The 23,002-nt window shown below is 66.9% G+C and carries 21 protein-coding genes; 12 read left to right on the plus strand and 9 right to left on the minus strand.

Features of this window, described 5'->3' with window-relative positions:
• Window positions 1-27: 27 nt before the first annotated feature.
• Window positions 28-1,308, minus strand: a complete 1,281-nt coding sequence (gene glgC, locus H7X47_RS06370) for a glucose-1-phosphate adenylyltransferase (protein WP_193367806.1) — start codon at window positions 1,306-1,308, stop codon at window positions 28-30.
• 334 nt (window positions 1,309-1,642) lie between these two features.
• On the opposite strand from glgC, the gene H7X47_RS06375 reads away from it, so the two are divergent.
• From H7X47_RS06375 to H7X47_RS06415, 9 genes are all read left to right on the plus strand, one after another.
• Window positions 1,643-2,683 (plus strand): sugar ABC transporter substrate-binding protein, encoded by a 1,041-nt coding sequence (locus tag H7X47_RS06375; protein ID WP_193367807.1) that lies wholly within the window; start codon window positions 1,643-1,645, stop codon window positions 2,681-2,683.
• Window positions 2,684-2,803: 120 nt separating this feature from the next.
• Window positions 2,804-4,039: an ABC transporter permease gene (locus tag H7X47_RS06380; RefSeq protein WP_193367808.1), complete on the plus strand. Its 1,236-nt coding sequence runs from the start codon at window positions 2,804-2,806 to the stop codon at window positions 4,037-4,039.
• Complete coding sequence (locus tag H7X47_RS06385) at window positions 4,036-4,836, plus strand: ATP-binding cassette domain-containing protein (protein WP_193367809.1); 801 nt, start codon at window positions 4,036-4,038, stop codon at window positions 4,834-4,836. Before H7X47_RS06380 ends, H7X47_RS06385 begins: the two co-directional genes overlap by 4 nt.
• Window positions 4,837-4,949: 113 nt before the next feature.
• Window positions 4,950-5,882 carry a carbohydrate kinase family protein gene (locus H7X47_RS06390; protein ID WP_193367810.1) on the plus strand — a complete coding sequence of 311 codons (933 nt, stop codon included), beginning with the start codon at window positions 4,950-4,952 and terminating at the stop codon, window positions 5,880-5,882.
• Window positions 5,883-6,373: 491 nt separating this feature from the next.
• A complete protein-coding gene (locus H7X47_RS06395) occupies window positions 6,374-7,504 on the plus strand; it encodes a type III PLP-dependent enzyme (protein ID WP_193367811.1) in 1,131 nt (376 codons plus the stop codon).
• A gap of 25 nt (window positions 7,505-7,529) precedes the next feature.
• Entirely contained in the window at window positions 7,530-8,087 is a 558-nt protein-coding gene (locus H7X47_RS06400; protein WP_193367812.1) for a GNAT family N-acetyltransferase, read from the plus strand.
• A 37-nt stretch (window positions 8,088-8,124) separates the two neighbouring features.
• Entirely contained in the window at window positions 8,125-9,558 is a 1,434-nt protein-coding gene (locus tag H7X47_RS06405) for a homospermidine synthase (RefSeq protein ID WP_193367813.1), read from the plus strand.
• A gap of 65 nt (window positions 9,559-9,623) precedes the next feature.
• Window positions 9,624-10,652, plus strand: a complete 1,029-nt coding sequence (locus H7X47_RS06410; RefSeq protein WP_322096457.1) for an aldo/keto reductase — start codon at window positions 9,624-9,626, stop codon at window positions 10,650-10,652.
• Between the two features lie 15 nt (window positions 10,653-10,667).
• Complete coding sequence (locus tag H7X47_RS06415; RefSeq protein ID WP_193367814.1) at window positions 10,668-11,522, plus strand: amidohydrolase family protein; 855 nt, start codon at window positions 10,668-10,670, stop codon at window positions 11,520-11,522.
• Between the two features lie 8 nt (window positions 11,523-11,530).
• Here the strand turns inward: H7X47_RS06415 and H7X47_RS06420 are convergent, their stop codons facing one another.
• The 7 genes from H7X47_RS06420 to H7X47_RS06450 form a co-directional block, all read right to left on the minus strand.
• On the minus strand, window positions 11,531-11,791 hold the full coding sequence (locus tag H7X47_RS06420; protein ID WP_193367815.1) for a DUF6455 family protein: 261 nt from the start codon (window positions 11,789-11,791) through the stop codon (window positions 11,531-11,533).
• A gap of 101 nt (window positions 11,792-11,892) precedes the next feature.
• Window positions 11,893-13,563: a gamma-glutamyltransferase gene (locus H7X47_RS06425; protein ID WP_319633547.1), complete on the minus strand. Its 1,671-nt coding sequence runs from the start codon at window positions 13,561-13,563 to the stop codon at window positions 11,893-11,895.
• A 138-nt stretch (window positions 13,564-13,701) separates the two neighbouring features.
• Window positions 13,702-14,151, minus strand: coding sequence for a hypothetical protein (locus H7X47_RS06430; protein ID WP_193367816.1), 450 nt, complete (start codon window positions 14,149-14,151; stop codon window positions 13,702-13,704).
• A 197-nt stretch (window positions 14,152-14,348) separates the two neighbouring features.
• Window positions 14,349-15,101 carry a class I SAM-dependent methyltransferase gene (locus tag H7X47_RS06435; protein ID WP_193367817.1) on the minus strand — a complete coding sequence of 251 codons (753 nt, stop codon included), beginning with the start codon at window positions 15,099-15,101 and terminating at the stop codon, window positions 14,349-14,351.
• A gap of 6 nt (window positions 15,102-15,107) precedes the next feature.
• The gene (locus H7X47_RS06440) at window positions 15,108-16,124 is read right to left on the minus strand and encodes a LacI family DNA-binding transcriptional regulator (protein WP_193367818.1); all 1,017 of its coding nucleotides are present in this window, start codon (window positions 16,122-16,124) and stop codon (window positions 15,108-15,110) included.
• A 124-nt stretch (window positions 16,125-16,248) separates the two neighbouring features.
• On the minus strand, window positions 16,249-17,268 hold the full coding sequence (locus tag H7X47_RS06445; RefSeq protein ID WP_322096458.1) for an ABC transporter permease: 1,020 nt from the start codon (window positions 17,266-17,268) through the stop codon (window positions 16,249-16,251).
• An 11-nt stretch (window positions 17,269-17,279) separates the two neighbouring features.
• Window positions 17,280-18,020, minus strand: a complete 741-nt coding sequence (locus H7X47_RS06450; protein ID WP_193367819.1) for an ATP-binding cassette domain-containing protein — start codon at window positions 18,018-18,020, stop codon at window positions 17,280-17,282.
• A gap of 308 nt (window positions 18,021-18,328) precedes the next feature.
• On the opposite strand from H7X47_RS06450, the gene H7X47_RS06455 reads away from it, so the two are divergent.
• The 3 genes from H7X47_RS06455 to H7X47_RS06465 all read left to right on the plus strand — a co-directional run bounded on the left by H7X47_RS06455 (window position 18,329) and on the right by H7X47_RS06465 (window position 21,758).
• The gene (locus H7X47_RS06455) at window positions 18,329-19,309 is read left to right on the plus strand and encodes an NAD-dependent epimerase/dehydratase family protein (RefSeq protein ID WP_193367820.1); all 981 of its coding nucleotides are present in this window, start codon (window positions 18,329-18,331) and stop codon (window positions 19,307-19,309) included.
• Window positions 19,310-19,352: 43 nt separating this feature from the next.
• The gene (locus tag H7X47_RS06460) at window positions 19,353-20,348 is read left to right on the plus strand and encodes a sugar-binding protein (protein WP_227010252.1); all 996 of its coding nucleotides are present in this window, start codon (window positions 19,353-19,355) and stop codon (window positions 20,346-20,348) included.
• A 222-nt stretch (window positions 20,349-20,570) separates the two neighbouring features.
• On the plus strand, window positions 20,571-21,758 hold the full coding sequence (locus H7X47_RS06465; protein ID WP_193367822.1) for an adenylate/guanylate cyclase domain-containing protein: 1,188 nt from the start codon (window positions 20,571-20,573) through the stop codon (window positions 21,756-21,758).
• Here H7X47_RS06465 and H7X47_RS06470 read toward each other — a convergent pair whose 3' ends face one another.
• A complete protein-coding gene (locus tag H7X47_RS06470; RefSeq protein WP_193367823.1) occupies window positions 21,759-23,000 on the minus strand; it encodes a M20/M25/M40 family metallo-hydrolase in 1,242 nt (413 codons plus the stop codon).
• Window positions 23,001-23,002 lie beyond the last annotated feature (2 nt).

Consider the following 23,002-nt stretch of genomic DNA (forward strand, 5'->3'; position numbering starts at 1 on the left):
AAGGCGCGAGAGACTCAAGCGGGGGCCTCAGCTGTTCAAGGCATCGATCATTTTCTGGGTGATCAGGGTGACTCCACCCTTGCTGACGCGGAAGTGGCGGGCATCTTCCTCCGGGTCCTCGCCGACCACAAGCCCTTCCGGGATGACGACGCCGCGGTCCAGCACTACGTTGCGCAGCCGCGCCTTGCGGTTGATCACGCAGTGGGGCAGGGCGACGACCTTGTCCAGTTCGCTGTAGGAACGGCAGTGCACGCCGGTGAAGAGCAGGCTCTCGGCCACGTTGGCGCCGGAGATGATGCAGCCGCCGGAGACCATGGAGGAGACGGCGGAACCGCGCCGGTCTTCCTCGTCGTGGATGAACTTGGCCGGCGGCGTGACCTCGCTGTAGGTCCAGATCGGCCAGTCCTGGGAGTAGATATCGAGTTCAGGCACGAACTGGGTGAGGTCGATGTTGGCCTGCCAGAAGGCGTCCACCGTGCCGACGTCGCGCCAGTAGGGCTTCGGCTCGGAGCCGGTCATGACGCAGGAGTCGGAGAACTTGTGGGCGACGGCCTTGCCGTGCTTGACGATCTGGGGGATGAGGTTCTTGCCGAAATCGTGGTCGGACTCCGGGTCGGCCGCGTCCTTGTGCAGCAGGTCGATGAGAAAGTTTGTCTCGAAGACGTAGATGCCCATGGAGGCCAGGGCGACCTCCGGGTTACCCGGCATGGCCGGCGGGTCGGCCGGCTTTTCGAAGAAGTCGATGATGCGCGATGATTCGTCCACGTGCATCACGCCGAAGCCGGTCGCTTCCATGCGCGGGACCTCGACGCAGCCGACGGTGACGTCGGCGCCGGTCTCCACGTGCTGGGCCAGCATGACGCTGTAGTCCATCTTGTAGATGTGATCGCCGGCCAGGATGACGATGTAGTTCACACCGTAGCCTTCGATGATGTCGATGTTCTGGGTGACGGCGTCGGCGGTGCCGAGATACCACTGCCGTTCGTCGACGCGCTGCGAAGCCGGCAGAATGTCCAGCATCTCGTTGCGTTCGGCCCGGAAGAAGTTCCAGCCGCGCTGCAGGTGGCGGATCAGGCTGTGCGCCTTGTACTGGGTGGCCACGCCGATGCGCCGGATGCCGGAGTTTACCGCGTTGGAGAGGGCGAAATCGATGATGCGGCTTTTCCCGCCGAAGTAGACCGCGGGCTTGGCCCGGCGGTCGGTCAACTCCTCCAGGCGGCTGCCGCGCCCGCCGGCGAGCACGAAGGCCATGGCCTGGCGGGTCAGGGCGCCGGTACCGGCCTGAGTAGCTGATTGACCTGATTGCATGGTCATCCTCCCGTTTTTTACCTGAAAAGAACCCCTGCCAGCGCTTCTGAGTCTTAGGGACCGTGCCCGGTCCTGTCCCGTGAAGCTTCCAAGTCGGCCACGCCAGCCATGCTGCCCGGCTTGAGGGCTCTGCGCATCGTTCTTGTGGGCAGCATGGCGCATTTCGGCGGGCGTGCCAATAAAAAACTCAATGTGATTTATTTATTGACAGGGGCGTCGACCGGGGACTAACGTTATGTTTATTACGGCGCCAAAGCCCTGCCTGGCCTGGCGTCCAAGAGCCGACAAGAACGAACCCTAGTCCGACGTTTTGCCACTTGGGAGGAACATTTCCATGAAATCGAAGTTCATCAGAGCACTTACGACTGCCAGCTTCGTCGCCCTGACCGGCGTCGCGGCGAGTGGCGCTACGGCGCCGGCGATGGCCGAAGACATCATCGTCGGCCTGATCACCAAGACGAACACCAACCCCTTCTTCGTGAAGATGCGCGAAGGCGCCCAGGCCAAGGCCGAGGAGCTGGGGGTCGAGCTGCGCACCTTCGCCGGCAAGTATGACGGCGACAACGAGGCCCAGATCGAAGCGATCGAGAGCCTGGTCGCCGCCGGCGCCAAGGGCATCCTGATCACCCCGTCGGATCCCGCCGGCCTGACCGACACCGTGGCGCGCGCGCGCGAGGCCGGGCTGCTGGTCATCGCCCTCGACACGCCCTTCGATCCGCCGGAGACGGCCGACGCCACCTTCGCCACCGACAACTTCAAGGCCGGCGAGCTGATCGGCCGGTGGGCGGCGGCCAAGATGGGCGACACCGCCAAGGCCAAGATCGCCACGCTGGACCTTTCCGAGGCGCAGATCACCGTCGACGTGCTGCGCAACCAGGGCTTCCTCAAGGGCTTCGGTGTTGACGTGAAGAACATCAACAAGATGTACGACGAGGACGATCCGCGCATCGTCGGCGGCGACGTGACGCTTGGTTCGGAAGAAGGCGGGCGCACCGCCATCGAGAACCTGCTGCAGAAGGATCCCGGCATCAACGTCATACATACGATCAACGAGCCGGCCGCCGCCGGTGCCTACGAAGGCCTGAAGTCCTTCGGCCTGACCGAGCAGGTGTTGATCGTCTCCGTCGACGGCGGCTGCCCGGGCGTGCAGAACGTCAAGGAAGGCGTCATCGGCGCAACCTCCATGCAGTTCCCGCTGCGCATGGCTTCGCTCGGCGTCGAGGCCGTGGTCGAGTACGCCAAGACCGGCAAGAAGCCGGTCAACTCCGAGGGCCTCAACTTCACCAACACCGGCGTCGAGCTGGTGACCGACGAGCCTGTCGAGGGCATCCCCTCGATCAGCTCTGAAGAGGCCCTGGCTCAGTGCTGGGGGTGAACCTCAAGGGCTGATCGAAAGCAAGCCGCACCCGACAAGCCGAATAAGAGCAAGGGTGCTGCGGACGGGGAGGTGCCCATGGCACCTCCCGCGCCTACCAACTCATGGGAGGTTTAAGTCATGGCCAGTGATCCGGGAGGCCCCGCGGGTGGTGCCGCCAGAGGCCCACAGGACTTCGAGAAGGTTCTCGAAAAGAGCTCGACAGATGTCGCTTCCTTCGAGACGCACGACAAGTCGCCGCTCGCTAAGTTCCACCATTTCCTGCATGCCAATCCGACGGCCGCCCCGGTGGTGGTGCTGGTGCTCAGCTGCGCCGTTTTCGGGGTGGTCGCCAACAACTTCTTCTCGGCGTTCAACCTGTCGCTGATCATCCAGCAGGTCACCATCATCGGCATCCTGGGCGCCGCCCAGACCCTGGTCATCCTGACCGCCGGCATCGACCTCAGCGTCGCCGCCATCATGGTGCTGAGCTACATGGTGATGGCCCGCCTGGCGGTGCAGGGCGACGTGCCTTCTGTCCTCGCCGTGCTTGCCGGCCTGGCCGTCGGCCTGGCCTGTGGCCTGTTCAACGGCAGCCTGGTCACCCGCACCCGCCTGGTGCCGGTCGCCGTGGCCGTGCTGGCCTGGGTACTGTTGCTCAGCCTCGGCCTGCCGCTGATCTATGTGGTGCCGCTCGGCATGCTGGCGGGTCTCGCCGTCGGCTGGTTAAGCTTCGGCCCGGCGCTGGAGCTGCGGCTGCCGCCCTTCATCGTCACCCTGGGCGCCTGGTCGATCTTCTTTGCCCTGAACCTCTGGTATTCGGAGTCGGAGACGATCCGCAGCCAGGACATCGATACCACCGCGCCGCTTCTGAAGATCTTCGGTCTGCGGGTCGAGCTGCTGGGCGCGCAGTTCACGCTCGGCTCCTTCCTGATGATCGCTATCTTCATCGTGCTGTGGTACGCGCTGAACTGGACCGGATGGGGCCGTGCTGTCTACGCCGTCGGCGATGACAAGGAAGCGGCCGAGCTGTCGGGCATCCGTACCGACCGCGTGCTGCTGTCGGTCTACGGCGCCGCCGGCTTCCTTTGCGCGCTGGGCGGCTGGGCCGCCATCGGCCGGGTCGGCTCGGCCTCGCCGCAGTCCTTCTATGAAGGCAATCTGGACGCCATCACCGCGGTGGTCATCGGCGGCACCTCGCTGTTCGGCGGCCGCGGCGCGATCTTCGGCACCCTCTTCGGGGCCCTGATCGTCGGCGTGTTCCGTTCCGGCCTCAAACTCGGCGGCGTCGATGTGCTGTGGCAGACCTTCGCCGTCGGCCTGTTGATCATCGTGGCCGTCGCCATGGACCAGTGGATCCGGAGGGTAACCGCATGAGCCTGAAACCCGTCATGACCGGTCGCGGTCTCACCAAGCGCTATGGCCGGGTCACTGCCATGGATGGTGCCGACTTCGAGCTCTTTCCCGGCGAGGTGCTTGCCATCATCGGCGACAACGGGGCCGGCAAATCGACCCTGGTGAAGGCGCTCTGCGGCGCCGTGCACATAGACGACGGAGAAATCCGCCTGGACGATCAGCCGGTCACCTTCAAGTCGCCGATGGACGCGCGTGAAGCCGGGATCGAGACCGTCTACCAGAACCTCGCGTTGTCGCCCGCTCTGTCGATCGCCGACAACATGTTCCTGGGCCGCGAGATCTACAAGGACGGTATTGCCGGTTCCGTCTTCAAGATGCTGGACAAGAAGCAGATGCGCGACTTCGCCCGGCAGAAGCTGACGGAACTGGGCCTGATGACGGTGCAGTCGATCACCCAGGCGGTGGAAACGCTTTCGGGCGGCCAGCGCCAGGGCGTCGCGGTGGCCCGGGCGGCGGCCTTCGCCACCAAGTTCGTCATCATGGACGAGCCGACGGCTGCCCTGGGCGTGAAGGAAAGCCGCCGCGTGCTGGAGCTGATCCAGGACGTCAAGGCGCGCGGCATGCCCATCGTGCTGATCTCGCACAACATGCCGCACGTCTTCGAGGTGGCCGACCGCATCCACATTCACCGGCTGAGCAAGCGTCATGCGGTGATTCGCCCGCAGGACTTCACCATGTCCGACGCGGTCGCGATCATGACCGGGGCGATGGAGCCGCCGGCGGAGATCGCTCTGCCCGAGGGCGCGGTGTTGAACTAAGGCGGGCTTAGCCCTCCCCCCTGGCGGCTCGGGCCATGCGGCCGCCTGCCTGGAGGGGCGCGACGGAGCAACGAGGTTTCGCGCCCCTCCTTTTTCTTGCGGATTGATGAGAGATGTTCCTGATCTGCGGCGAAGCGCTCTACGATATTTTCCCGGTGGCTGAAACGGCGGCGGGCTTCACGCTCGACGCCCGCATCGGCGGTTCGCCCTTCAACGTCGCCGTCGGCCTGTCGCGCCTGGGGCGCCGGGTCGCCTTCTTCACCGGCCTGTCCAGCGATCCCCTGGGCCGCCGCCTGGAGAGCGCCCTGGCCGAGGAGAAGGTCGAGACCGGCTACCTGGTGAAGAAGCAGAATCCGACGACGCTCGCCGTGGTCGGCCTGACCGCCAGCGGCGTGCCGCACTACACCTTCTATGGCCACGATGCCGCCGACCGCGTGGTCACGGCGGCCGATCTGCCGGACCTGCCGGCGGAGGTCACCGGTCTGCACTTCGGCTCCTTTTCCCTGGTGGTCGGTCAGACCGCCGACGCCCTGGAGGCCCTGGCCCACAGCCAGGCCGCCGGGAAGCTTATCTCGCTGGATCCCAACGTGCGCCTCAGCGTCGAGCCCGACGCGGCGGTGTGGCGCCGGCGCGTCGAAAGCTTTTCGCAGATCGCCGACATCGTGAAGGTCAGCGACGAGGACCTGGACCTGCTGTTTCCCGGCGATAGCATCGACAGCGCGATCGCCCGCTGGCATTCGCGCGGCGTGAAGCTGGTGCTGGTGACCCGCGGCGCCGAGGGAGTCGTCGCCTCGCTGCGCGGCGAGGCCTTCGAAGTGCCGGGCCGCAAGGTGGAGACCGTGGACACCGTCGGCGCCGGCGACACCTTCCAGGCGGCGCTGCTCTGCGGCCTGGAGGAGCTGGGCAAGGCGACCAAGGCGGGGCTGCCGGAGCTGACCCTCGACGACTGCCGGCGCATCGCCGGCTTCGCCATCTCGGCGGCGGCCGTCACCTGCTCGCGCCGCGGCGCCGACCTGCCGCGCCGCGGCGAGGTGCCCGCGCTCTGAACGCCGCTGTCTCGCCGCTCCCGCCTCGATGGGGCGGGGGCCCCCGCCGCGGCCCGGCGGATGAACAAGGTCTTAATCCGTCAGCGAAAAAAGCGAAAAATTTCTCTTGCGCCGGAACCCGTTCGGGCCTATTTACCCCTCGCCCAAATTCGCACGTGCCCGTGGTCGCTCCCGGGACGCCCAGATGGCGGGGCTCTCCAAAGCTTCGGAGCGCCGAGCGACTTAAAGCAACGACGTAGAGGGCTTTTTTGGTCTCTGCCGGCCTCTCCAAGGGCCGGGGTCACTGAAGAGGCAGCTACATCATTGCCAGCCGTGCGGACCGGGTCTCCCGTTCCAAGCCAAGGCAGCACTTATTCGGGGTCGCGACGACCATGCCGCAGTCCGGCATGAGCGCGCGACGGCCGGTATCGCCTGCGGGCCGCCGTCTCCATCGCGGCGGGCCCCCGGGGCGGCGCCGGCGGTTCTTGGACGTCGTTTTACGGGAGAGTCCCATGACCGACCGCGTTCGTGAGTTCCTGCGTAGCCACCGCCACGAGGGGCCCTGCCTCGTCGTCGACCTGGAGGAGGTGCGCCAGAACTACCTGGCGTTCGAGCGCGCCCTGCCGGACAGCCGCATCTTCTACGCCATGAAGGCCAACCCGGCGCCGGAGATCCTCTCCGCCCTGGTGGCGCTCGGCTCCTGCTTCGACTGCGCCTCGGTGGTGGAGATCGACGCGGCCCTGGCCGCCGGCGCGACCCCGGACCGCATCTCCTACGGCAACACCATCAAGAAGGAGCGCGACATCGCGACGGCCCACCGCCTGGGCGTCAGCCTCTTCGCCGTCGACTGCATCGAAGAGGTCGAGAAGGTCGCCCGCGCCGCCCCCGGCGCCCGCGTCTTCTGCCGCATCCTCTGCGACGGCGCCGGGGCGGATTGGCCGCTGTCGCGCAAGTTCGGCTGCACCCCGGAGCACGCGCCCGAGGTGCTGGAAACGGCGCATCGCCTGGGCCTGGTGGCCGCGGGCATCTCCTTCCACGTCGGCTCGCAGCAGCGCAACACCGAAGCCTGGGACGCGGCGGTCGCCAGCGCCAGCAGCATCTTCCGCACCCTGGCAGAGCGCGGCATCCGCCTGACCCTGGTGAATCTGGGCGGCGGCTTTCCGGCCCGCTACCGCGGCGATGAGCCGGCGGCGGTGCGCTACGGCCAGGCGATCCGCGAGTCGATCCTGCGCCACTTCGGCAACCGCCCGCCCGAGACCATCATCGAGCCGGGCCGCGGCATGGTCGGCTCCGCCGGCGTGCTCAAGACCGAGGTGGTCCTGATCTCCAAGAAGGATCCCGGCGAGGACACCCGCTGGGTCTACCTGGACATCGGCAAGTTCGGCGGCCTGGCCGAGACCATGGACGAGGCGATCCGCTACCCGATCCGCAGCGAACGCGACGGCGGGGCGGCGGGCCCCTGCGTGGTCGCCGGACCGACCTGCGATTCCGCCGACGTGCTCTACGAGAAGACGCCCTACCTGCTGCCGCTGTCTCTGGAGATCGGCGACATGCTGCTCTTCGAGGGCACCGGCGCCTACACGACGACCTATGCCTCGGTGGGCTTCAACGGCTTCGCGCCGCTGAAGTCCTTCGTGATCTAGCGGGCGTGGATTAGAGGGCCCTGCCATGTACGTGATCGACGAGGAGGCGCCGGGCGAGGCCGGCGCCCGCGAGGCGCTGCTCGACCGGGCCATGGGGCCGGGGCGTTTCGCCAAGACTTCTCAACGTCTGCGCGATGGCCGCCTGCCGGAGGTGTCCCTGGTCGCCCGCGAGGGCGGCCGGCTGATCGGCTCCGTGCGGTTGTGGTCCGTGGCGGCGGCGGGGGCCCGCGGCCTGGCGCTGCTGGGCCCGCTGGCGGTCGAGCCGGGGCGCCAGGGGGAGGGCATCGGCGCCGCGCTGCTGTGCCGCGCGCTCAACCGGGCCGCGGCGACGGGCCAGGGCGCCGTGCTGCTGGTCGGCGATGCGCCCTACTACGCGCGCTTCGGTTTCACCGCCGCCGTGGCGCAGAACCTGGAACTGCCGGGGCCGGTCGAAAGGCACCGCTTTCTGGGCCTGGAGCTGCGCCCCGGCGCCCTGAAGCAGGCGCGCGGTTTGCTGCGCGCCGCCGGTATCTGGCAAGCTGACCTGCCGTCTGTCGTTGCACCGCCGTTCCCCGCGGCGCCGCTGGCCGCCGTCGCGGCCTGACGGAGTATCTTTAAACCGCAGCAAGGGAGACTGCGCCATGACCACCCCCTGGCCTGACTACGGCGCCATCAGCGGCCCCATCGTCATGATCGGCTTCGGCTCCATCGGCCGCGGCACGCTGCCGCTGATCGAGCGCCACTTCGACTTCGACAGCAGCCGTTTCGTCGTTATCGCCCCCGACGATACCGACAAGGAACTGCTCGACGAACGCGGCATCCGCTTCGTGCAGGCGGCGCTGACGCCGGAGAACTACCGCGAGCTGCTGACGCCGCTGCTGACCGACGGCGACGGCCAGGGCTTCTGCGTCAACCTCTCGGTCGACGTCTCCTCGCTGGACGTGATGAAGCTGTGCCGCGAACTGGGGGTGCTCTACATCGACACGGTGGTCGAGCCCTGGCCCGGCTTCTACTTCGACGAGGGCGCCGACCCGGCCGAGCGCACCAACTATGCCCTGCGCGAAACGGTGCGGCGGGAGAAGGCGGCGAACCCCGGCGGCACCACGGCGGTCTCCTGCTGCGGCGCCAACCCGGGCATGGTCTCCTGGTTCGTGAAGCAGGCGTTGCTCGACATCGCCAGGGACACCGGTGTCGAGACCGACACGCCGCAGAGCCGAGAGGGCTGGGCAAGCCTCATGCAGCGCCTGGGGGTCAAGGGCGTGCACATCGCCGAGCGTGACACCCAGCGCGCCCGCGAGCCGAGGCCGATGAACCAGTTCTGGAACACCTGGTCGGTGGAGGGCTTCATCTCCGAGGGGCTGCAGCCGGCCGAACTGGGCTGGGGCACCCACGAAGCCTGGATGCCGGAGAACGCGCGGACCTTCGACGCGGGCCCGCAGTGCGCCATCTACCTGCTGCAGCCCGGCGCCAATACGCGGGTGCGGTCCTGGACGCCGACGGCCCAGGCGCAGTACGGCTTTCTCGTCACCCACAACGAGGCGATCTCCATCGCCGACTACTACACCCTCAGCGAGGGCGGCAAGGCGGTCTACCGCCCGACCTGCCACTACGCCTATCATCCGGCCGACGTGGCGGTCCTCAGCCTGCACGAGATGTTCGGGCGCGGCGGGCAGGCGCCCGAGGCCCACAAGATCCTGGACGAGCACGACATCATCGACGGCATCGACGAACTGGGCGTGCTGCTCTTCGGCCACGCCAAGAACGCCTACTGGTACGGCTCACAGCTCTCGATCAAGGAGACGCGCAAGCTGGCGCCCTACCAGAACGCCACCGGCCTGCAGGTGACCTCGGCGGTGCTGGCGGGCATGGTCTGGGCGTTGGAGAACCCGGAGGCGGGCATCGTCGAGACCGACGAGATGGACCACGCCCTCTGCCTCAAGGTGCAGCGGCCCTACCTGGGGCCGGTGAAGGGCTACTACACCGACTGGACGCCGCTCACCGACCGGCGCGGCTTTTTTCCGGAAGACACCGACGACAGCGACCCCTGGCAGTTCCGCAACGTGCTGGTGCGCTAAGGCACAGGCATCCGGCGCCGTGGCTGTGCTAGGCTCTTCCCCGGTTCATTGGGGAGGAGCAGGGCATGTCCCTGAAGACGAGGCACTTCCAGCGGATCGACAACGGGGGGCTGACCTTCACCGAGCTTGGCTTCGGCACGGCGCCGCTGGGCAACCTCTACCGCGCGATCAGCGAGGAGGCGGCGCAGGCGGCGCTGGAGGCGGCCTGGGACGCCGGTTGCCGCTACTTCGACACCGCGCCACTTTACGGCCTGGGGCTGGCCGAAACCCGGCTTAACCGCTTCCTGCTCGGCCGCCGGCGCGACGACTACGTCCTCTCCACAAAGGTGGGGCGCCTGCTGCAGGTCTGCCCGCCGGATCAGCGCACCGGCATCGGCAAGTTCTTCGACACCCCCTCGCGCCGCGAGGTCTACGACTATACCTACGACGGCGTCATGCGCTCCTTCGAGGCTTCCCTGGAACGCCTGGGCGTCGACCGTATCGATATCCTCTACGGCCACGACATCGACCTCTTCAACCACGGTACGCAGGAGGCACTGGACGCCAAGCTGCAGGAGTTCATCCAAGGCGGCTACTACGCGCTGCTGTCCCTGCGCGACCAGGGGGTCATCAAGGCCTTCGGCGCCGGGCTCAACGAATGGCAGGCCTGCCAGTGGCTGGCCGAGCGCGGCGACTTCGACCTCTTCCTGCTGGCCGGCCGCTACACTCTGCTGGAGCAGGAAGCCTTGGACAGCTTTCTCCCCCTCTGCGAGCGGCGCGGCATCGGCATCGTGCTCGGCGGGCCCTACAACTCCGGCATCCTGGCCAGCGGACCGAAGCCCGGCGCATTCTACAACTACGACCCCGCGCCCCAGGAGATCCTCGACCGCGTGGCGCAGATCGAGGCGGTGTGCGGGGACCACGGCCTGCGCCTTATCGAAGCGGCGCTGCAGTTTCCGCTGCTGCACCCCTGCGTCGTCTCGGTCATCCCCGGCGGGCAGAGCGCGGGGGAGGTCCAGAGCAACCGCGCGATCCTGGACAAGACGGTGCCGCCCGCGCTGTGGCAGGACCTGAAGGCCAAGGGCCTGCTGCGCGACGATGCGCCGGCGGGCTGAGCGGGAGGCGAGGCGATGACATTGCGCGTCGATGCGCATCAGCATTACTGGGACCCGCGGCGCGGCGACTACGCCTGGATGTCGATGGACGATCCGGTACTGGCGCTGCCCTATGGGCCAGGCGACCTGGCGCCGGAACTGGCGGCGGCGGGGATCGACCGCACGGTGCTGGTGCAGGCGGCGGGTACGGTCGCGGAGACCGAGTACATGCTGGGGCTTGCCGAGGCCACCGAGAGCGTTGCCGCCGTGGTCGGCTGGATCGACTTCGAGGACCGGGACCATCTGAGGCACCTGGAGCGCTGGAAGGCGCATCCGAAGTTCGTCGGCCTGCGTCCGATGATTGAATTCGTCCCCGATGTCGACTGGATGCTGGGCGACGCCGTGCAGTGGGCCTATGCCGCCCTCGTCGACCTCGACCTTACCTTCGACGCGTTGGGTCTCTCCCGGCACCTGGCAAACTTCCTGGCCGTCGTGAAGCGCTACCCGAAGCTGAGGATGGTGGTTGATCACTGCATGAAACCGCAGATCCGCGACCACGGCACCGCGAAGGAGGAACTGGCTGTCTGGGGCGAGGGGCTGCGGCGCATCGCGGAAGAAAGCGGTGCCTGCTGCAAGCTCTCCGGCCTGGTCACGGAGGCCGACGGGGACTGGCGGGAAGAAGATCTCGCGCCCTATGTGGAGGTGGTGCTGCGGGCCTTCGGTCCCGAGCGGGTGATGTGGGGTTCGGACTGGCCGGTCTGCACCCGGCGCGCCGGCTACCGGCAATGGCACGCCGCCGCAGAATCACTCTGCGCCGGCCTGACGGATGCCGGCCGTGCAGAAGTCTTCGGCGGCACGGCAAGCCGCTTCTACGGCCTTGAGGGGCGCTAGGCCCTGCCTCAGTTGACCGCCTTTTGCGCCTCGAACCGCCGGGCGTTGGGGCAGAAGCTTGGCGGAATCTGCTCCACGCCGCCCTCGGTGGCCTCCAGCCAGCGCTGGCAGCTGTCGGTGCGCCCGCAGACCATGCAGGCCCGCGCGGCGGTGGCCAAGGTGGCGCCGCAGCGATCCTGCGCCAACTCCGCAGGATCGACGCCGCAGCGTTCCATCATCTGGCCCATCAGCTTGCTGTGGAGCTCCAACCGGGAGAAAAAGTTCGTCATCAGGCATGCCCTCATCTTGGATCCGAAAGCAGTTTCGGCCTTTTCCGGACCTCGGGCCTTGCGCTGGATCAATTCTCCCGGGATGAGAAAAACCTGAAGAATCAGGTCTCTGCCACGGCATCGCCCCAGGGCGAGAGGGGCTCGGTCGCGCCCCAGTTCTCCCCGGCCTGGCGCAGGACTCCGGCCGGGCAGGCGAAGGCGTAGGGGTAGGGCGTGCGCCGGGCGGCCACCACCTGGTGGTCCGCGGCCAGGGCGGAGAGAACCTCCGGGGCCAGGCTGTCGTCGGCGATTACCGTTGCGCCGCCGGACACGTCGATGCGCGGCTGGTGGAAGGCGTCCTCCAGGCTCATGCCGAAATCGGCCAGGAAGGAGGCGAGCTGCGCCACCGCCGGCATGATCTTGCGCCCGCCGGAGGCGCCGAGGGCGAAGCGCCGCTCTCCCACCTCCCCGATCAGCGGGCAGACGTTCATCAGGCAGCGCTTGGCGGGCGCCAGGGAGTTGGGCTTGCCGGGCTCCGGGTCGAACCACATGATTCCGTTGTTGAGCAGCAGGCCGGTGGAGGGCGAGACGACCCGCGCGCCGAAGGCGGAGAGCAGTGTCTGGGTCATCGCGATCATGTTGCCGTCCTTGTCGGCCACGCAGAAATGCGTGGTGCAGGTCGGCGCGCGCGGATCCTCGTTGTCGCCGTCTTCCGCCAGACGTTTGGCGTAGGCGGCCTTCAGGGCGGCGGCGTAGGCGGTGTAGTGGGCGCCCACCGGGGACGCGGCCGGCGTGAAGCCCTCGGCCAGGCGGGCGAAGACCTCGGCGATGGTGGGCCCGGCGGTCAGCTGCGGCGTGACGTGGAGCCGTGCATCGCGGTAGTCGAAGCTGAGCGCCTCCTGCCATTCGGCCTGGTAGGCCTGCAGGTCGGCCAGGCGCAGGGAACCGCCCTTGGCCTCGACGTCCTTGGCCAGGGCCGCCGCCAGGTCGCCGTCGTAGAGCGCGCGCGGGCCCTGCTCGGCGATTTCCGCCAGGGTCGGGACCATGGCCGACATGTCGATGCGCTGGTCGGAGAGCGCGGTCCAGTTGGCGACGCGCGGCCACTGGCCGTCGTCCAGGAAGCGGGCGGCGGCGTCCGGATCCTTCGCCAGGTTGCGCGCGGCGGAGGCGATCAGGAGCGCCACGTACCAGTCGACCAGGAAGCCCTCCTTGGCGCAGGCGATGGCCGGTTGCAGCAGCTCGCGCCACGGCAGGCTGCCGTAGCGCGCGTGGGCCTTGCCCAGGCCGTCGACCAGGCCCGGCACGGCGACCGAGGTGGCGCCCATCACGTTGCGGTCCGCCACCACGGCCTTCCAGGGGAAGAGGTCACCGCTGGACTCCTCGCCGGTCAGAGGGAAATCGGCGGGCTCGAGGCCGGCCGGGGCGCGCAGGCCGTAGAACAGGGCCTCGGCCCGGCTGTCTTCCGCGTGCCACAGCATGGCCGCGCCGCCGCCCGCCGGCCCGCTCATCCAGGGCTCTACGACGCCGAGGACGAAGGAAACCGCGACCGCCGCGTCCACCGCGTTGCCCCCGGCCGCCAGAACCTCCGCGCCGATCTCCGCCGCCTTGCGGTGTTGCGCGGCGACGAGGCCTTTGTGCGAGGTGGTGGCGGTCTTGCGGACAGTCTGGGACGAGGAGAAGGAGGACATAAGGAAGGCACTCCAGAGGGAATCGAGCCGCTGCGGGCGGAAAGCGGCCAGATTACAGCCTTCTGCCGCCGGCGGCAGCAAGTCGTCGCGGGCGATGCGTGTCACCTCATGGCGGTGGTGACCCAGGTGCCGGTACCCGCCGGGGTACTTGTCGGACTTGTGACCCTAACCCAGCTTTTTCTCTTCCCCCATTCCGTAGTCTGAAACTATGCCGGGTGTTGAGCCTGCCGCGCAACAACGTGACTACAATGCATTGCGCGCATTCTCGGCTGCCTTGATTCCAGTCTTCATACAGCGCGGAAAGGCCGAGGCAGTGAGGTGCTTCATCCGCTTTGTGAAAGCGATCTGTTCGTTCCTGGAAAGAGAACGGATCTCGGCTTCGACGCGCTTGGTATCGCCTGACATGGCCGCGACGATAATCGAATAGTCCTCAGGTTCGAAGCTCTGAGTGGCTTCGTCGACGTAGCAGTTGCAGATAGCTTGTTGCACCGAAGGGTCTTTGAGCCGGGACGCCGCAATACTCGTCATGCAGCTATCGTAAACAGCTGTTGCCTGAGGGTCGCGCCGGGTCGATTGCGAAGCCGCAGCCTGTCTTTCGCCAAGCGTTTCGAACAGTCCCAGCCCCGCAGCGATGCCCAGCCCAAGCACGCCCGCGACGATCAAGATATAGGTGAAGGTCTGCTGTCGATGCATCGCTCTCGCCTACCATTTCTGGTCGCCCGTTTCGGAGTAGCGATTGTATGGCGAAAGATCTTAATAGAATGCGACCCCAAGTTGTAAGGCGGCGCGAATTCTAACGAAATGTCAAATTCTTACGAACCGGGAGATTTTTCTGAATTCTCGCCCGCTAGGCCGCCCGCACTCAGGAAAGAGCACGGCCTTGCGGCCGGTCAGGCCAGCTGCACCAGGCCGCCGAGCGGGATGAGTTCCTTGGAGTCCGCCGTGCAGGGGCCGCCCTGCCAATCGCCGTACCATTGGGTGACGTGCAGCCCGGCTTCGGAAATCAGCGCCTCCAGTTCGTCTTTCGGCGTGAAGCGGATCTGCGAGGTGGCGCTGAAATGTTGTCCCGTAGAAACGACGCGGTAGTGGGTCTCGTAGGTGGCGATGCCCGTGGCGGGATCGTAGGCCACGTCATTCCAGGCCTCGACGGCGCCGAGCTTGGGGTGTGTGATCTCTTCTCGTGATTCTTCCGGCACCCACTCGCGCCATTCCTCCACCGCCGGGTTGCGGCTGTCGAAGATGAAGCGGCCACGCGGGTTCAGGTGCAGGGCGATGGTCCGGAGCGCGGCGAGCTGGTCTTCCGGCGTCAGGAAGACCTGGAAGGCGTGACCGGTCAGCAGGATGAGGTCGAAGCGGCGGTCCAGGCGCAGGTCGCGGGCGTCGCCCTCCAGCCACTCGACCCTGTCGCCGCCGGGCCGCGCCCGCGCCACCGCCAGCATGGCGGCGGCGGGATCGACGCCGACCACCTCGCAGGTTTCGGCGAGCTTCGCCGCCAGTTCCCCGGTGCCGCAACCGAGGTCCAGCACCGAGCGCGCCCCGGCTGCCAGTCCGGCACAGAAATCGAAGTCGGGGCCCCAGCCGTTCTCCAGGTCGTAGAACTGGACGAGGTTTCCATCTTCATAGAGCGGATCGTCGCGACTCAAGAAGGATCACTCGTCACGCGGCGGCGCCACGGATTCGCGTTCAATGAGTGGGCATTCCAGCTTGGTGATGCTGTAGCGCCCGCCCGGCGGCAACTCCGCCGAGGGAGACGAGAGGATCTGTTCCACGGCCCAGCGGCCCATTTCCCGGTGCGGCAGCACCAGGGTGGTGAGCTGGGGGGTCAGGTGGCGGGCGACTTCCTCGTCGTCGTAACCGATGACCGAGATGTCTCGCGGAATCTTCAGGCCGCGTTCTTTCAAGGCCTCGTAACAGCCCAGCGCCATGCGGTCGTTGGAGCAGAAGATCGCGGTCGGCGGCCACTCCAGATCCAGCAGCGCATTGGTGTGCTCGTAGCCGGCGCTCGGCTGCCAATTGCCCTCGCGCACCAGCGCGGGGTCGTAGGGGATGTCCGCGGTGGCGAGAGCCTGGCGGTAGCCCTTCAGGCGGTCCTTGGCCGCGTCCATCCACATTTCGCCGGTGATGTGGGCGATGCGCCGGTGGCCGGCGGAGATCAGCGTGTGGGTCGCCCGGTTTCCGCCTGCGACCTCGCCGGGCAGCACGGTGGGGAAGGGGTTCTGGTCGGCGTAGCAGTTCAGCAGCACCACCGGCACGCCCGCCTCCAGCAGCGCGCGCGGCGGCGTGACTTTGCGCGTCATGATGGTTGCGTAGATGATAGCGGCGACGTGATTGTTCTGCACGGCCTCGAGCGTGCGCGGCTCCATCACCGGATCGTTGTAGGTCTGGAAGGCGCTTACCACGTGGCCTGACTGCCAGGCGGCCTCGCGGGCGCCGTCGAAGGACACCACCGCCTCCGGGCTGGTCGCCATCTGGTCGAAGATGATGGCGATCTGGCACGATTCGAAGCTGCGGCTCGCCTTGCTGCGCTGATAGCCGTAACCCAGTTCGTCCACCGCCGCTTTGACCCGCCGGCGGGTGCGATCGGAGATGCGGATGCCCGGCGTTTCGTTCAGCACGACGGAGACCGTCGACTGGGAACAGCCGGCGACCCGCGCGACGTCGGTCATGGTTACGCGCTTGGCGGGTCGCCCGGGCGAGGAGGGCCGCGGCGACGCGTCGTCTTCGAGGTTCACGGTTTCAGGGGCTTGTGAAGATTTATGTCGCATAGGTCGATTGGTTTTCTGCCGGCTCTCAGTCGTTGGCGCGGCTCACCCGCAGGCGATCGAAGAGCACCGCGATGATGATGAAGGAGCCGACAAAGGTGCCCTGCCAGAAGGTGCTGATGCCCAGCAGGATCAGGCTGTTGCGGATGACTTCGATGAGGGCTGCGCCGACGACGGCGCCGAAGGCCGTGCCGATGCCGCCGGCCAGGTTGGCGCCGCCGATCACCGCCGCTGCGATGACGCTCAACTCCATGCTCTGGCCCAGATTGGTGGTGACGCCGCCCAGCCAGCCGACCTCCAGCACTCCGGTGATGCCGGCCATCAGCGAGGCGAACATATAGACAGAGATCTTCACGCTCCTGACGGGAATGCCGGTGAGAGTGGCGGCCTGCTCGTTGCCGCCGATGGCGAAGATGTGACGGCCCCAGCGCGTCCAGCGGAAGAAATAGCCGGTGCCCAGCGCCAGGACAACAAGGAAGTAGACGGGATGCGGAATGCCGAGGGTCGAGCCGCCGCCCAGCGTCAGCAGGGCCTGGTGGTCGGGTCCGAACTGATAGACCATCTTGTTGTCGGACAGCACCATGGCCAGGCTGCGGGCGACGGAAAGCACGCCCAGGGTGACGACGAAGGGCGGAACCTTGAGGAAGGCCACCATCACTCCGTTGAACAGGCCCACGGCCAGCGAGGCGGCCAGGGCCAGGGGGACCGCGAGGTAGATCGGATAGCCGGCCGCCATGGTCATCCCTGTCACCATCGCAGAGAGTACGACGACGGATCCCACCGACAGGTCGATACCGCCGATGATGATCACCGCGGTCATGCCCAGGGCGACGATGCCGACGAAGGCGAAGTTGCGCGTCACGTTGAAGAGGTTGCGCTCCGTCGCGAAGGTGTCGGTGACCAGGCTCAGGGTGACGCAGGCGATGACGGCGGCGAGAAAGACCCAGAAGGTCTGGCGGCTGGTCAGCCAGCTCAGCGGATGGCCGTGCGTCTGCCGGCTGATCGCGTCTTCGAGGCTGGTCACCATGCCCACTTCTTCCCTCGCCATGGGGTTCTCCTCTAGGCCGTCTCGATGGCGCCGGTAATGAGCGCGGTCACTTCTTCGGGTGAACTCTGCTCGACCGCCTTGTCGGCGACTTTAGTGCCCCGACGCAGGACCACGATACGGTCGCAGACGGAGAAGACGTCGGGCATGCGGTGGCTGATCAGCACCACCGAGATGCCGTGGTCGCGCAGCCTGCGGATGAGGTTCAGCACCTCCGCGACCTGCCGTACGGAGATGGCCGCGGTGGGCTCGTCCATCAGCACGATTTTGGGCTCGGACAGCCGCGTGCGGGCGATGGCCACGGCCTGGCGCTGCCCGCCGGACATGCGGCGCACCAGGTCGCGCGGACGGGTCTCGGATTTCAGCTCGGCGAAGAGCTCGCCGGCCCGGTCGTACATGGCCTTGTAGTTCAGCAGGCGGAGAGGGCCCATTCTCTTGGTCAGTTCGCGGCCCAGGTAGACGTTGGCGGCGGCCGTCAGGTTGTCGCAGAGCGCCAGATCCTGGTAGACGATCTCGATGCCGGCCGAGCGCGCGTCCGCGGGGCCGCTGAAATGAACGTTGCGCCCCTCGATGGTCATCTCGCCCGACGAGGGCGGGTAGTTGCCGGCGACGATCTTCACCAGCGTCGACTTGCCGGCGCCGTTGTCGCCCATCAGCCCCACCACTTCGCCCGAACGCAGGGTCAGCGAGACGTCGCTCAAGGCCTGGATGGCGCCGAAGTGCTTCGAGACTCCGGACAGTGCGAGAACAGTCATCGGCCGTTACCCCCTCCCTGAAAGGCACGCGCCAAGCGAAGTGAGCTAATATTATCTATTACCATCCTTATCCCGGCGGCTTGATGGCGTCAATCGCGCAGCGGGCACTCTGGCGTGGCCGCGGCCGCGCCAGAGTGCCCGATTCCCGGAAAATACCATGTTTCTTAATATGATATATGAAAATTGGCGCTTTCTTCCTGCTACCCGATCGTCGCGCTGCAGCATCGATTACTGCTGGAGATTGTGGGAATCAGATTGACTAATGAAAATTCAGAATATTAGTATGGTAGCGCTATCGAGGTACAGCGATGCGACTTTTGGTGACCGGTGCCACGGGGAAGGTGGGGCGAACCCTGATTGCCCGCCTGCTGTCCGACGAAAGGTGGGGCGGCGCCGAGATACGTGCGCTCTGCCATAACCGCAGCATCGAGGAGACGGACCGGATTTCCGTGGTTCGCGGATCGATTGCGGAGCGCGCCGTCGTTGCCGAGGCCCTCGACGGCGTGACCCACGCCGTCCACCTGGCGACCTGCAAGGAAACACCCGACGACGTCATGGACGTCACCGTCAAGGGGCTGTTCTGGCTGCTTGAGGAAGCGCGCGCGAGCCCGGCTTTCCGCCAGTTCGTGCTGATCGGCGGCGACGCGGCGATCGGTCATTTCCACTACCGCCTGCCGGTCCCGGCGACGGAGGAAGTGCCGCACCAGGCCTATCCGGGCTGCTACGCGCTCTCCAAGGTGCTGGAGGAGGTCATGCTGCAGCAATACTGCCTGCAGTACGACTTCAACGGTTGCTGCCTGCGCGCGCCCTGGATCATGGAGAAGGACGACTTCAAGTACACGCTGTCCTTCGGCGAGGATGTCTTCGGCGCGCCGCAGTGGCGCGAACTGGTGGGCGAAGAGGTGGCGGAGGACTTCCAGCGCAGTGGCACGGTGCCCTGCCTGCACGACGCCGACGGCGAACCGTTGCGGCGCAACTTCGTCCATGTCGGCGACCTGGTCGAGGCCATCCTTGCGGCGCTCGACAATCCCAAGGCGCGCGGGCAGCTATTCAACATCTGCATGAACCGGCCGATCGACTACGGCGAGGTCGCCGACTACCTGGCGCGCACCCGCGATCTGCCCTCCGTGCGCATCGACAGCAGCTATCACAGCAATTGGATGGACAACAGCAAGGCGCGCGCCTTGCTGGACTGGGAGCCGCAGTACGATCTGCAGCGCCTGATCGAAGAGGCCTGGAGCTACCAACGAGAACACAACGACCCGCGAAGGGTCTGGTATCCGGGCTGACAACCGCAGCGGCGCGGCCGCTCGCGACAACGGGAGGATGAAGATGACTCTTAGGAAGTTGTTTGCCGTCATAGCGGCGGCAGCCTTCTCCGTGCTGGCTGCTACGGCCATGGCGCAGGAGAAGAAGACCCTGGCTATCGTGGTCAAGGGCCTCGACAACCCCTTCTTCGAGCAGATCAATCTGGGATGCAAGAAGTGGATTTCCGAAAACCCGCAGTCCGAATACGAGTGCTATTACACCGGTCCGGCCTCCAGCGCCGACGAGGCGGGTGAGGTGCAGATCGTTGACGACCTGCTGACGCGCGGCGTCGACGCCATTGCCATCTCGCCGTCCAATGCGCCGGCCATGGCCAATCTCATTCGCAAGCGCGCGCCCGATATTCCGATCATGACCATCGACGCCGATTTCATGGCCGAGGACGCGGCGCTGCGTGAGACCTACCTCGGCACCGACAACTACCTTATGGGCGTGAAGATGGCCGAGCACGCCATGAAGCTGAAGCCCGAGGGCGGGACGGTCTGCCTGCAGCTCGGCAACGTGGCGGCGGATAACATCAACGCCCGCGCCGCCGGTTTCCGCGACACCATTGCCGGCAAGAAGGGCGTCGACCGGTTGGCCGATACCAACGGCTGGACGGAGATCGACGGCTGCCCGCTGTTCACCAACGACCAGGTGGATCTCGCCAACCAGCAGATGGCCGACACCTTCACCGCCAATCCCGACCTCGACGCCTTCATCCTGGTCGGCGGCTGGGCGCAGTTCGCGCCGCAGGCCTATGCCCAGGTGACAGACCAGGTGATGGACAAGCTGAAGAGCAAAGAGCTCATCATCGTGGCCGGCGACACCCTGCCGCCGCAGATCGACGCCTTGAAGGCCGGGCGCAGCCACGCGCAAATCGGCCAGCGGCCCTTCGAGATGGGCTACAAGGCGCCTTCGGTGATGATCGAGCTGATCAAGGGGTCACCCACCGACGGCACGCTCTACACCGGCCTCGACGAATGCACGCCGGAAAACGTGGACAGCTGTCTGGCCAAATAACCCTGTGGTTTGCCTCTGAACTGAGGGCGCCCTTCGTTTTCGAGCGGCGCCCTCTTTTTTTTGCTGCCGGCGCCATTGCAGCGTTTGGTTGAGGCGCGGCGGCGCTGATCGACTCTGGAGCGCACCGCCGTGTCGGAGGGGTGCGTAAGGCTTTGCGTCCTGCTCCACCGCGTCTTAGGCTTTTTCCGTCTCTCGAATCGTATGGCCGATGGGAGGCTCGCCATGGCCGAAGACCAGCGGCGGCAAGTTGCCGCCCTTGGCCCCGCAGGCGGGGAAGCACAGGCTGTCCTCGGCCCGCCGCGGCAGTATGCTGGCAAGATCGTGCTGCCCGCCGGTGCGGCAGCCTTCCTTGCAGCTTTGGGGTCCCTGACCGTCTGCTACGGCAGCATTGTGATGACGAGTCTGCTGGGCGTGCAGAAGGAACAACTCTTCAATCCTCACGTCCAGGCGGTGCTGATGTGGGGCCTTGCGCTGGTCGCGGTCTTTGCGCTGTGGCGGGACCGGCGGCGCCATGGCGGCACCATCCCTCTGGCCCTCGGCATCGCGGCACTGGCGATCCTGGTGGGCACGCTCTACCTGAGCTACGACGGCCGCGTGGAATCGCTGGCCTATGTCCTTCTGACCATCGCGGCCCTGTTGAACTGGGTCACCTTCCTGGGCGCCCTGAACCGCACCGTGCGTGACCAGGCTCAGGCGATCGACCGGCTGAACCGCAGCCTGGCAAGCCGGGTCGAAAGCCAGGGGCAGGAGATCGGCCGCCTGGCCCGTCTCAAGCAATTCCTCGCCCCTCAGGTCGCCGAGCTGGTGGTCTCCGAGGGCAAGGAGGCGCTGCTGGCCACCCACCGCCGCTATGTCGCCTGCCTGTTTTGCGATATCCGGGGGTTCACGGCCCTCTCCGAAGAGATCGAGCCGGAGGAACTCATCGCCCTGCTGGAGGACTATCACGCGATGCTGGGCGGCCTGGTCGAAGACCACGGCGGCACCATCGGCTTCCTGGCGGGCGACGGCGCCATGGTATTCTTCAACGATCCCGTCCCCTGCGAGGAACCGGTGCTCGATGCCGTGAAACTGGCGTGCGATCTGCGCCGCGCCTTCGATGCCATCCGGGAGCCTTGGGCCCGGCGTGGCGAAACCATCGGCCTCGGCATCGGCATCGCCAGCGGCTTTGCCACGCTTGGTCTCGTCGGCTTCAAGGGGCGCAGCGACTACACCGCCATCGGCAACGTGGTGAATGTTGCCGCCCGGCTCTGCGACACGGCGGCGGAGGGACAAATTCTGCTCAGTCAGCGCGCCCACGCGGATGTCGAGGGGCAGGTGAAAGCCGAGGCCATGGGAAGCTTCGACCTCAAGGGCGTCCGCAAGCCGGTCGGGGTCTACGACCTGCGCGGCCTGGTGGAAACGCCCGCCTGATCAGGCCCCACTCAACAGGTCATAGAGCGCCAGCGCCACCACCTGGGTCGCCTTGTAGAGGTCGTCCAGCGGCAGGCGTTCGTCGGCGCGGTGGGCGTTGGCTTCCTCGATGTTGTGGGGGCCGGCGCCGTAGAGCACCGTGGGAATGCCCGCCGCGGTGTAGTGCCGCGCGTCGGTATAGAGCGGCACGCCCTTGGCTTCCACCGTTTCGCCCATGACCCCTGTCGCGCGCTGGCAAAGCCTCTGCGTCAAGGCTTCACTGCCGTCCAGCGGCACGAGCGGCGCGGAGAAGAGGATGCGGCGGACGGCGACGGTGATGCCGGGGAAGGGTGCGGCCGATGACTCGATGAGGCCGCGCAGCTCGGCCTCGACCTCTTCCGGGTTTTCCTCCGGGATCATGCGGCGGTCCAGGCGGAAGGTCACCTTGTCCGGCACCACATTGGTGTTGATGCCGCCCTCGATGAGGCCGACGGTGCACTGCGGGCTGCCGATGCCCTCGATCTTTGAAACCTTGGACGCCAAGCCCTTGCGCCAGCCGTAGAGCGCGGTCAGCACGGCGTTGGCCGCCTCCAGGGCGTCATGGCCGGTAAAGGGCATGGCGGCATGGGCCGACTTGCCGGTGACCGTCACTTCCAGGTGCAGGCAGCCGTTGTGCGCCGTCACCACGTTGTAGGAGAAGCCGGCGCCGATGGAGAGGTCGGGCTTGGAGATGCCCTGGTCCAGCAGCCAGCGCGGGCCGATCTCGCCGCCGGCCTCCTCGTCGTAGGTGAAGTGCAACTCCACCGTGCCCTTCAGGTCCGCACCCGCCTTGGCGGCGGCCTCGAGGGCGAGGAGGGCGTAGGTGTAGGTGGCGAAGTCTGACTTGGAGACGGCGACGCCGCGCCCGTACATCCAGCCGTCGGCCACCTCGGCGCCGTAGGGGTCCTTGGTCCAGCCCTCGCCCGGCGGCACCACGTCGCCGTGGGCGTTGAGCGCGATCACGGGACCGTCGCCGAACCTGCGGCGCACCACCAGGTTGGTGGCGGCGATCATGCCGGCGGCCTCGACCGTTGCCTTGGGCACCGGATGGCGCTCGACCTCGAAGCCCAGGCCCTCCAGCAGCTCGGCGGCGCGCTCGGCATGGGCGGCGCAGTCGCCCGGCGGGTTGTCGGAGGGCACCTTCACCAGTTCCGCCAGGAAGCGGGTCTGGGGCTCGCGCTCGGCCTCAAGGGTGCTCAGGATCGTTTCTTGGATGTCGGTCATTT

The organism is Pelagibius marinus, from assembly GCF_014925385.1.
GTDB classification, from domain to species: Bacteria; Pseudomonadota; Alphaproteobacteria; order Kiloniellales; family Kiloniellaceae; genus Pelagibius; species Pelagibius marinus.

Bases quoted from the DNA above. Each gene is read 5' to 3' on its own strand.
- glgC (WP_193367806.1), bottom strand. From the start codon at position 1,308: ATGCAATCAGGTCAATCAGCTACTCAGGCCGGTACCGGCGCCCTGACC.
- H7X47_RS06375 (WP_193367807.1), top strand. From the start codon at position 1,643: ATGAAATCGAAGTTCATCAGAGCACTTACGACTGCCAGCTTCGTCGCC.
- H7X47_RS06380 (WP_193367808.1), top strand. From the start codon at position 2,804: ATGGCCAGTGATCCGGGAGGCCCCGCGGGTGGTGCCGCCAGAGGCCCA.
- H7X47_RS06385 (WP_193367809.1), top strand. From the start codon at position 4,036: ATGAGCCTGAAACCCGTCATGACCGGTCGCGGTCTCACCAAGCGCTAT.
- H7X47_RS06390 (WP_193367810.1), top strand. From the start codon at position 4,950: ATGTTCCTGATCTGCGGCGAAGCGCTCTACGATATTTTCCCGGTGGCT.
- H7X47_RS06395 (WP_193367811.1), top strand. From the start codon at position 6,374: ATGACCGACCGCGTTCGTGAGTTCCTGCGTAGCCACCGCCACGAGGGG.
- H7X47_RS06400 (WP_193367812.1), top strand. From the start codon at position 7,530: ATGTACGTGATCGACGAGGAGGCGCCGGGCGAGGCCGGCGCCCGCGAG.
- H7X47_RS06405 (WP_193367813.1), top strand. From the start codon at position 8,125: ATGACCACCCCCTGGCCTGACTACGGCGCCATCAGCGGCCCCATCGTC.
- H7X47_RS06410 (WP_322096457.1), top strand. From the start codon at position 9,624: ATGTCCCTGAAGACGAGGCACTTCCAGCGGATCGACAACGGGGGGCTG.
- H7X47_RS06415 (WP_193367814.1), top strand. From the start codon at position 10,668: ATGACATTGCGCGTCGATGCGCATCAGCATTACTGGGACCCGCGGCGC.
- H7X47_RS06420 (WP_193367815.1), bottom strand. From the start codon at position 11,791: ATGACGAACTTTTTCTCCCGGTTGGAGCTCCACAGCAAGCTGATGGGC.
- H7X47_RS06430 (WP_193367816.1), bottom strand. From the start codon at position 14,151: ATGCATCGACAGCAGACCTTCACCTATATCTTGATCGTCGCGGGCGTG.
- H7X47_RS06440 (WP_193367818.1), bottom strand. From the start codon at position 16,124: ATGACCGACGTCGCGCGGGTCGCCGGCTGTTCCCAGTCGACGGTCTCC.
- H7X47_RS06445 (WP_322096458.1), bottom strand. From the start codon at position 17,268: ATGGCGAGGGAAGAAGTGGGCATGGTGACCAGCCTCGAAGACGCGATC.
- H7X47_RS06450 (WP_193367819.1), bottom strand. From the start codon at position 18,020: ATGACTGTTCTCGCACTGTCCGGAGTCTCGAAGCACTTCGGCGCCATC.
- H7X47_RS06455 (WP_193367820.1), top strand. From the start codon at position 18,329: ATGCGACTTTTGGTGACCGGTGCCACGGGGAAGGTGGGGCGAACCCTG.
- H7X47_RS06460 (WP_227010252.1), top strand. From the start codon at position 19,353: ATGACTCTTAGGAAGTTGTTTGCCGTCATAGCGGCGGCAGCCTTCTCC.
- H7X47_RS06465 (WP_193367822.1), top strand. From the start codon at position 20,571: ATGGCCGAAGACCAGCGGCGGCAAGTTGCCGCCCTTGGCCCCGCAGGC.
- H7X47_RS06470 (WP_193367823.1), bottom strand. From the start codon at position 23,000: ATGACCGACATCCAAGAAACGATCCTGAGCACCCTTGAGGCCGAGCGC.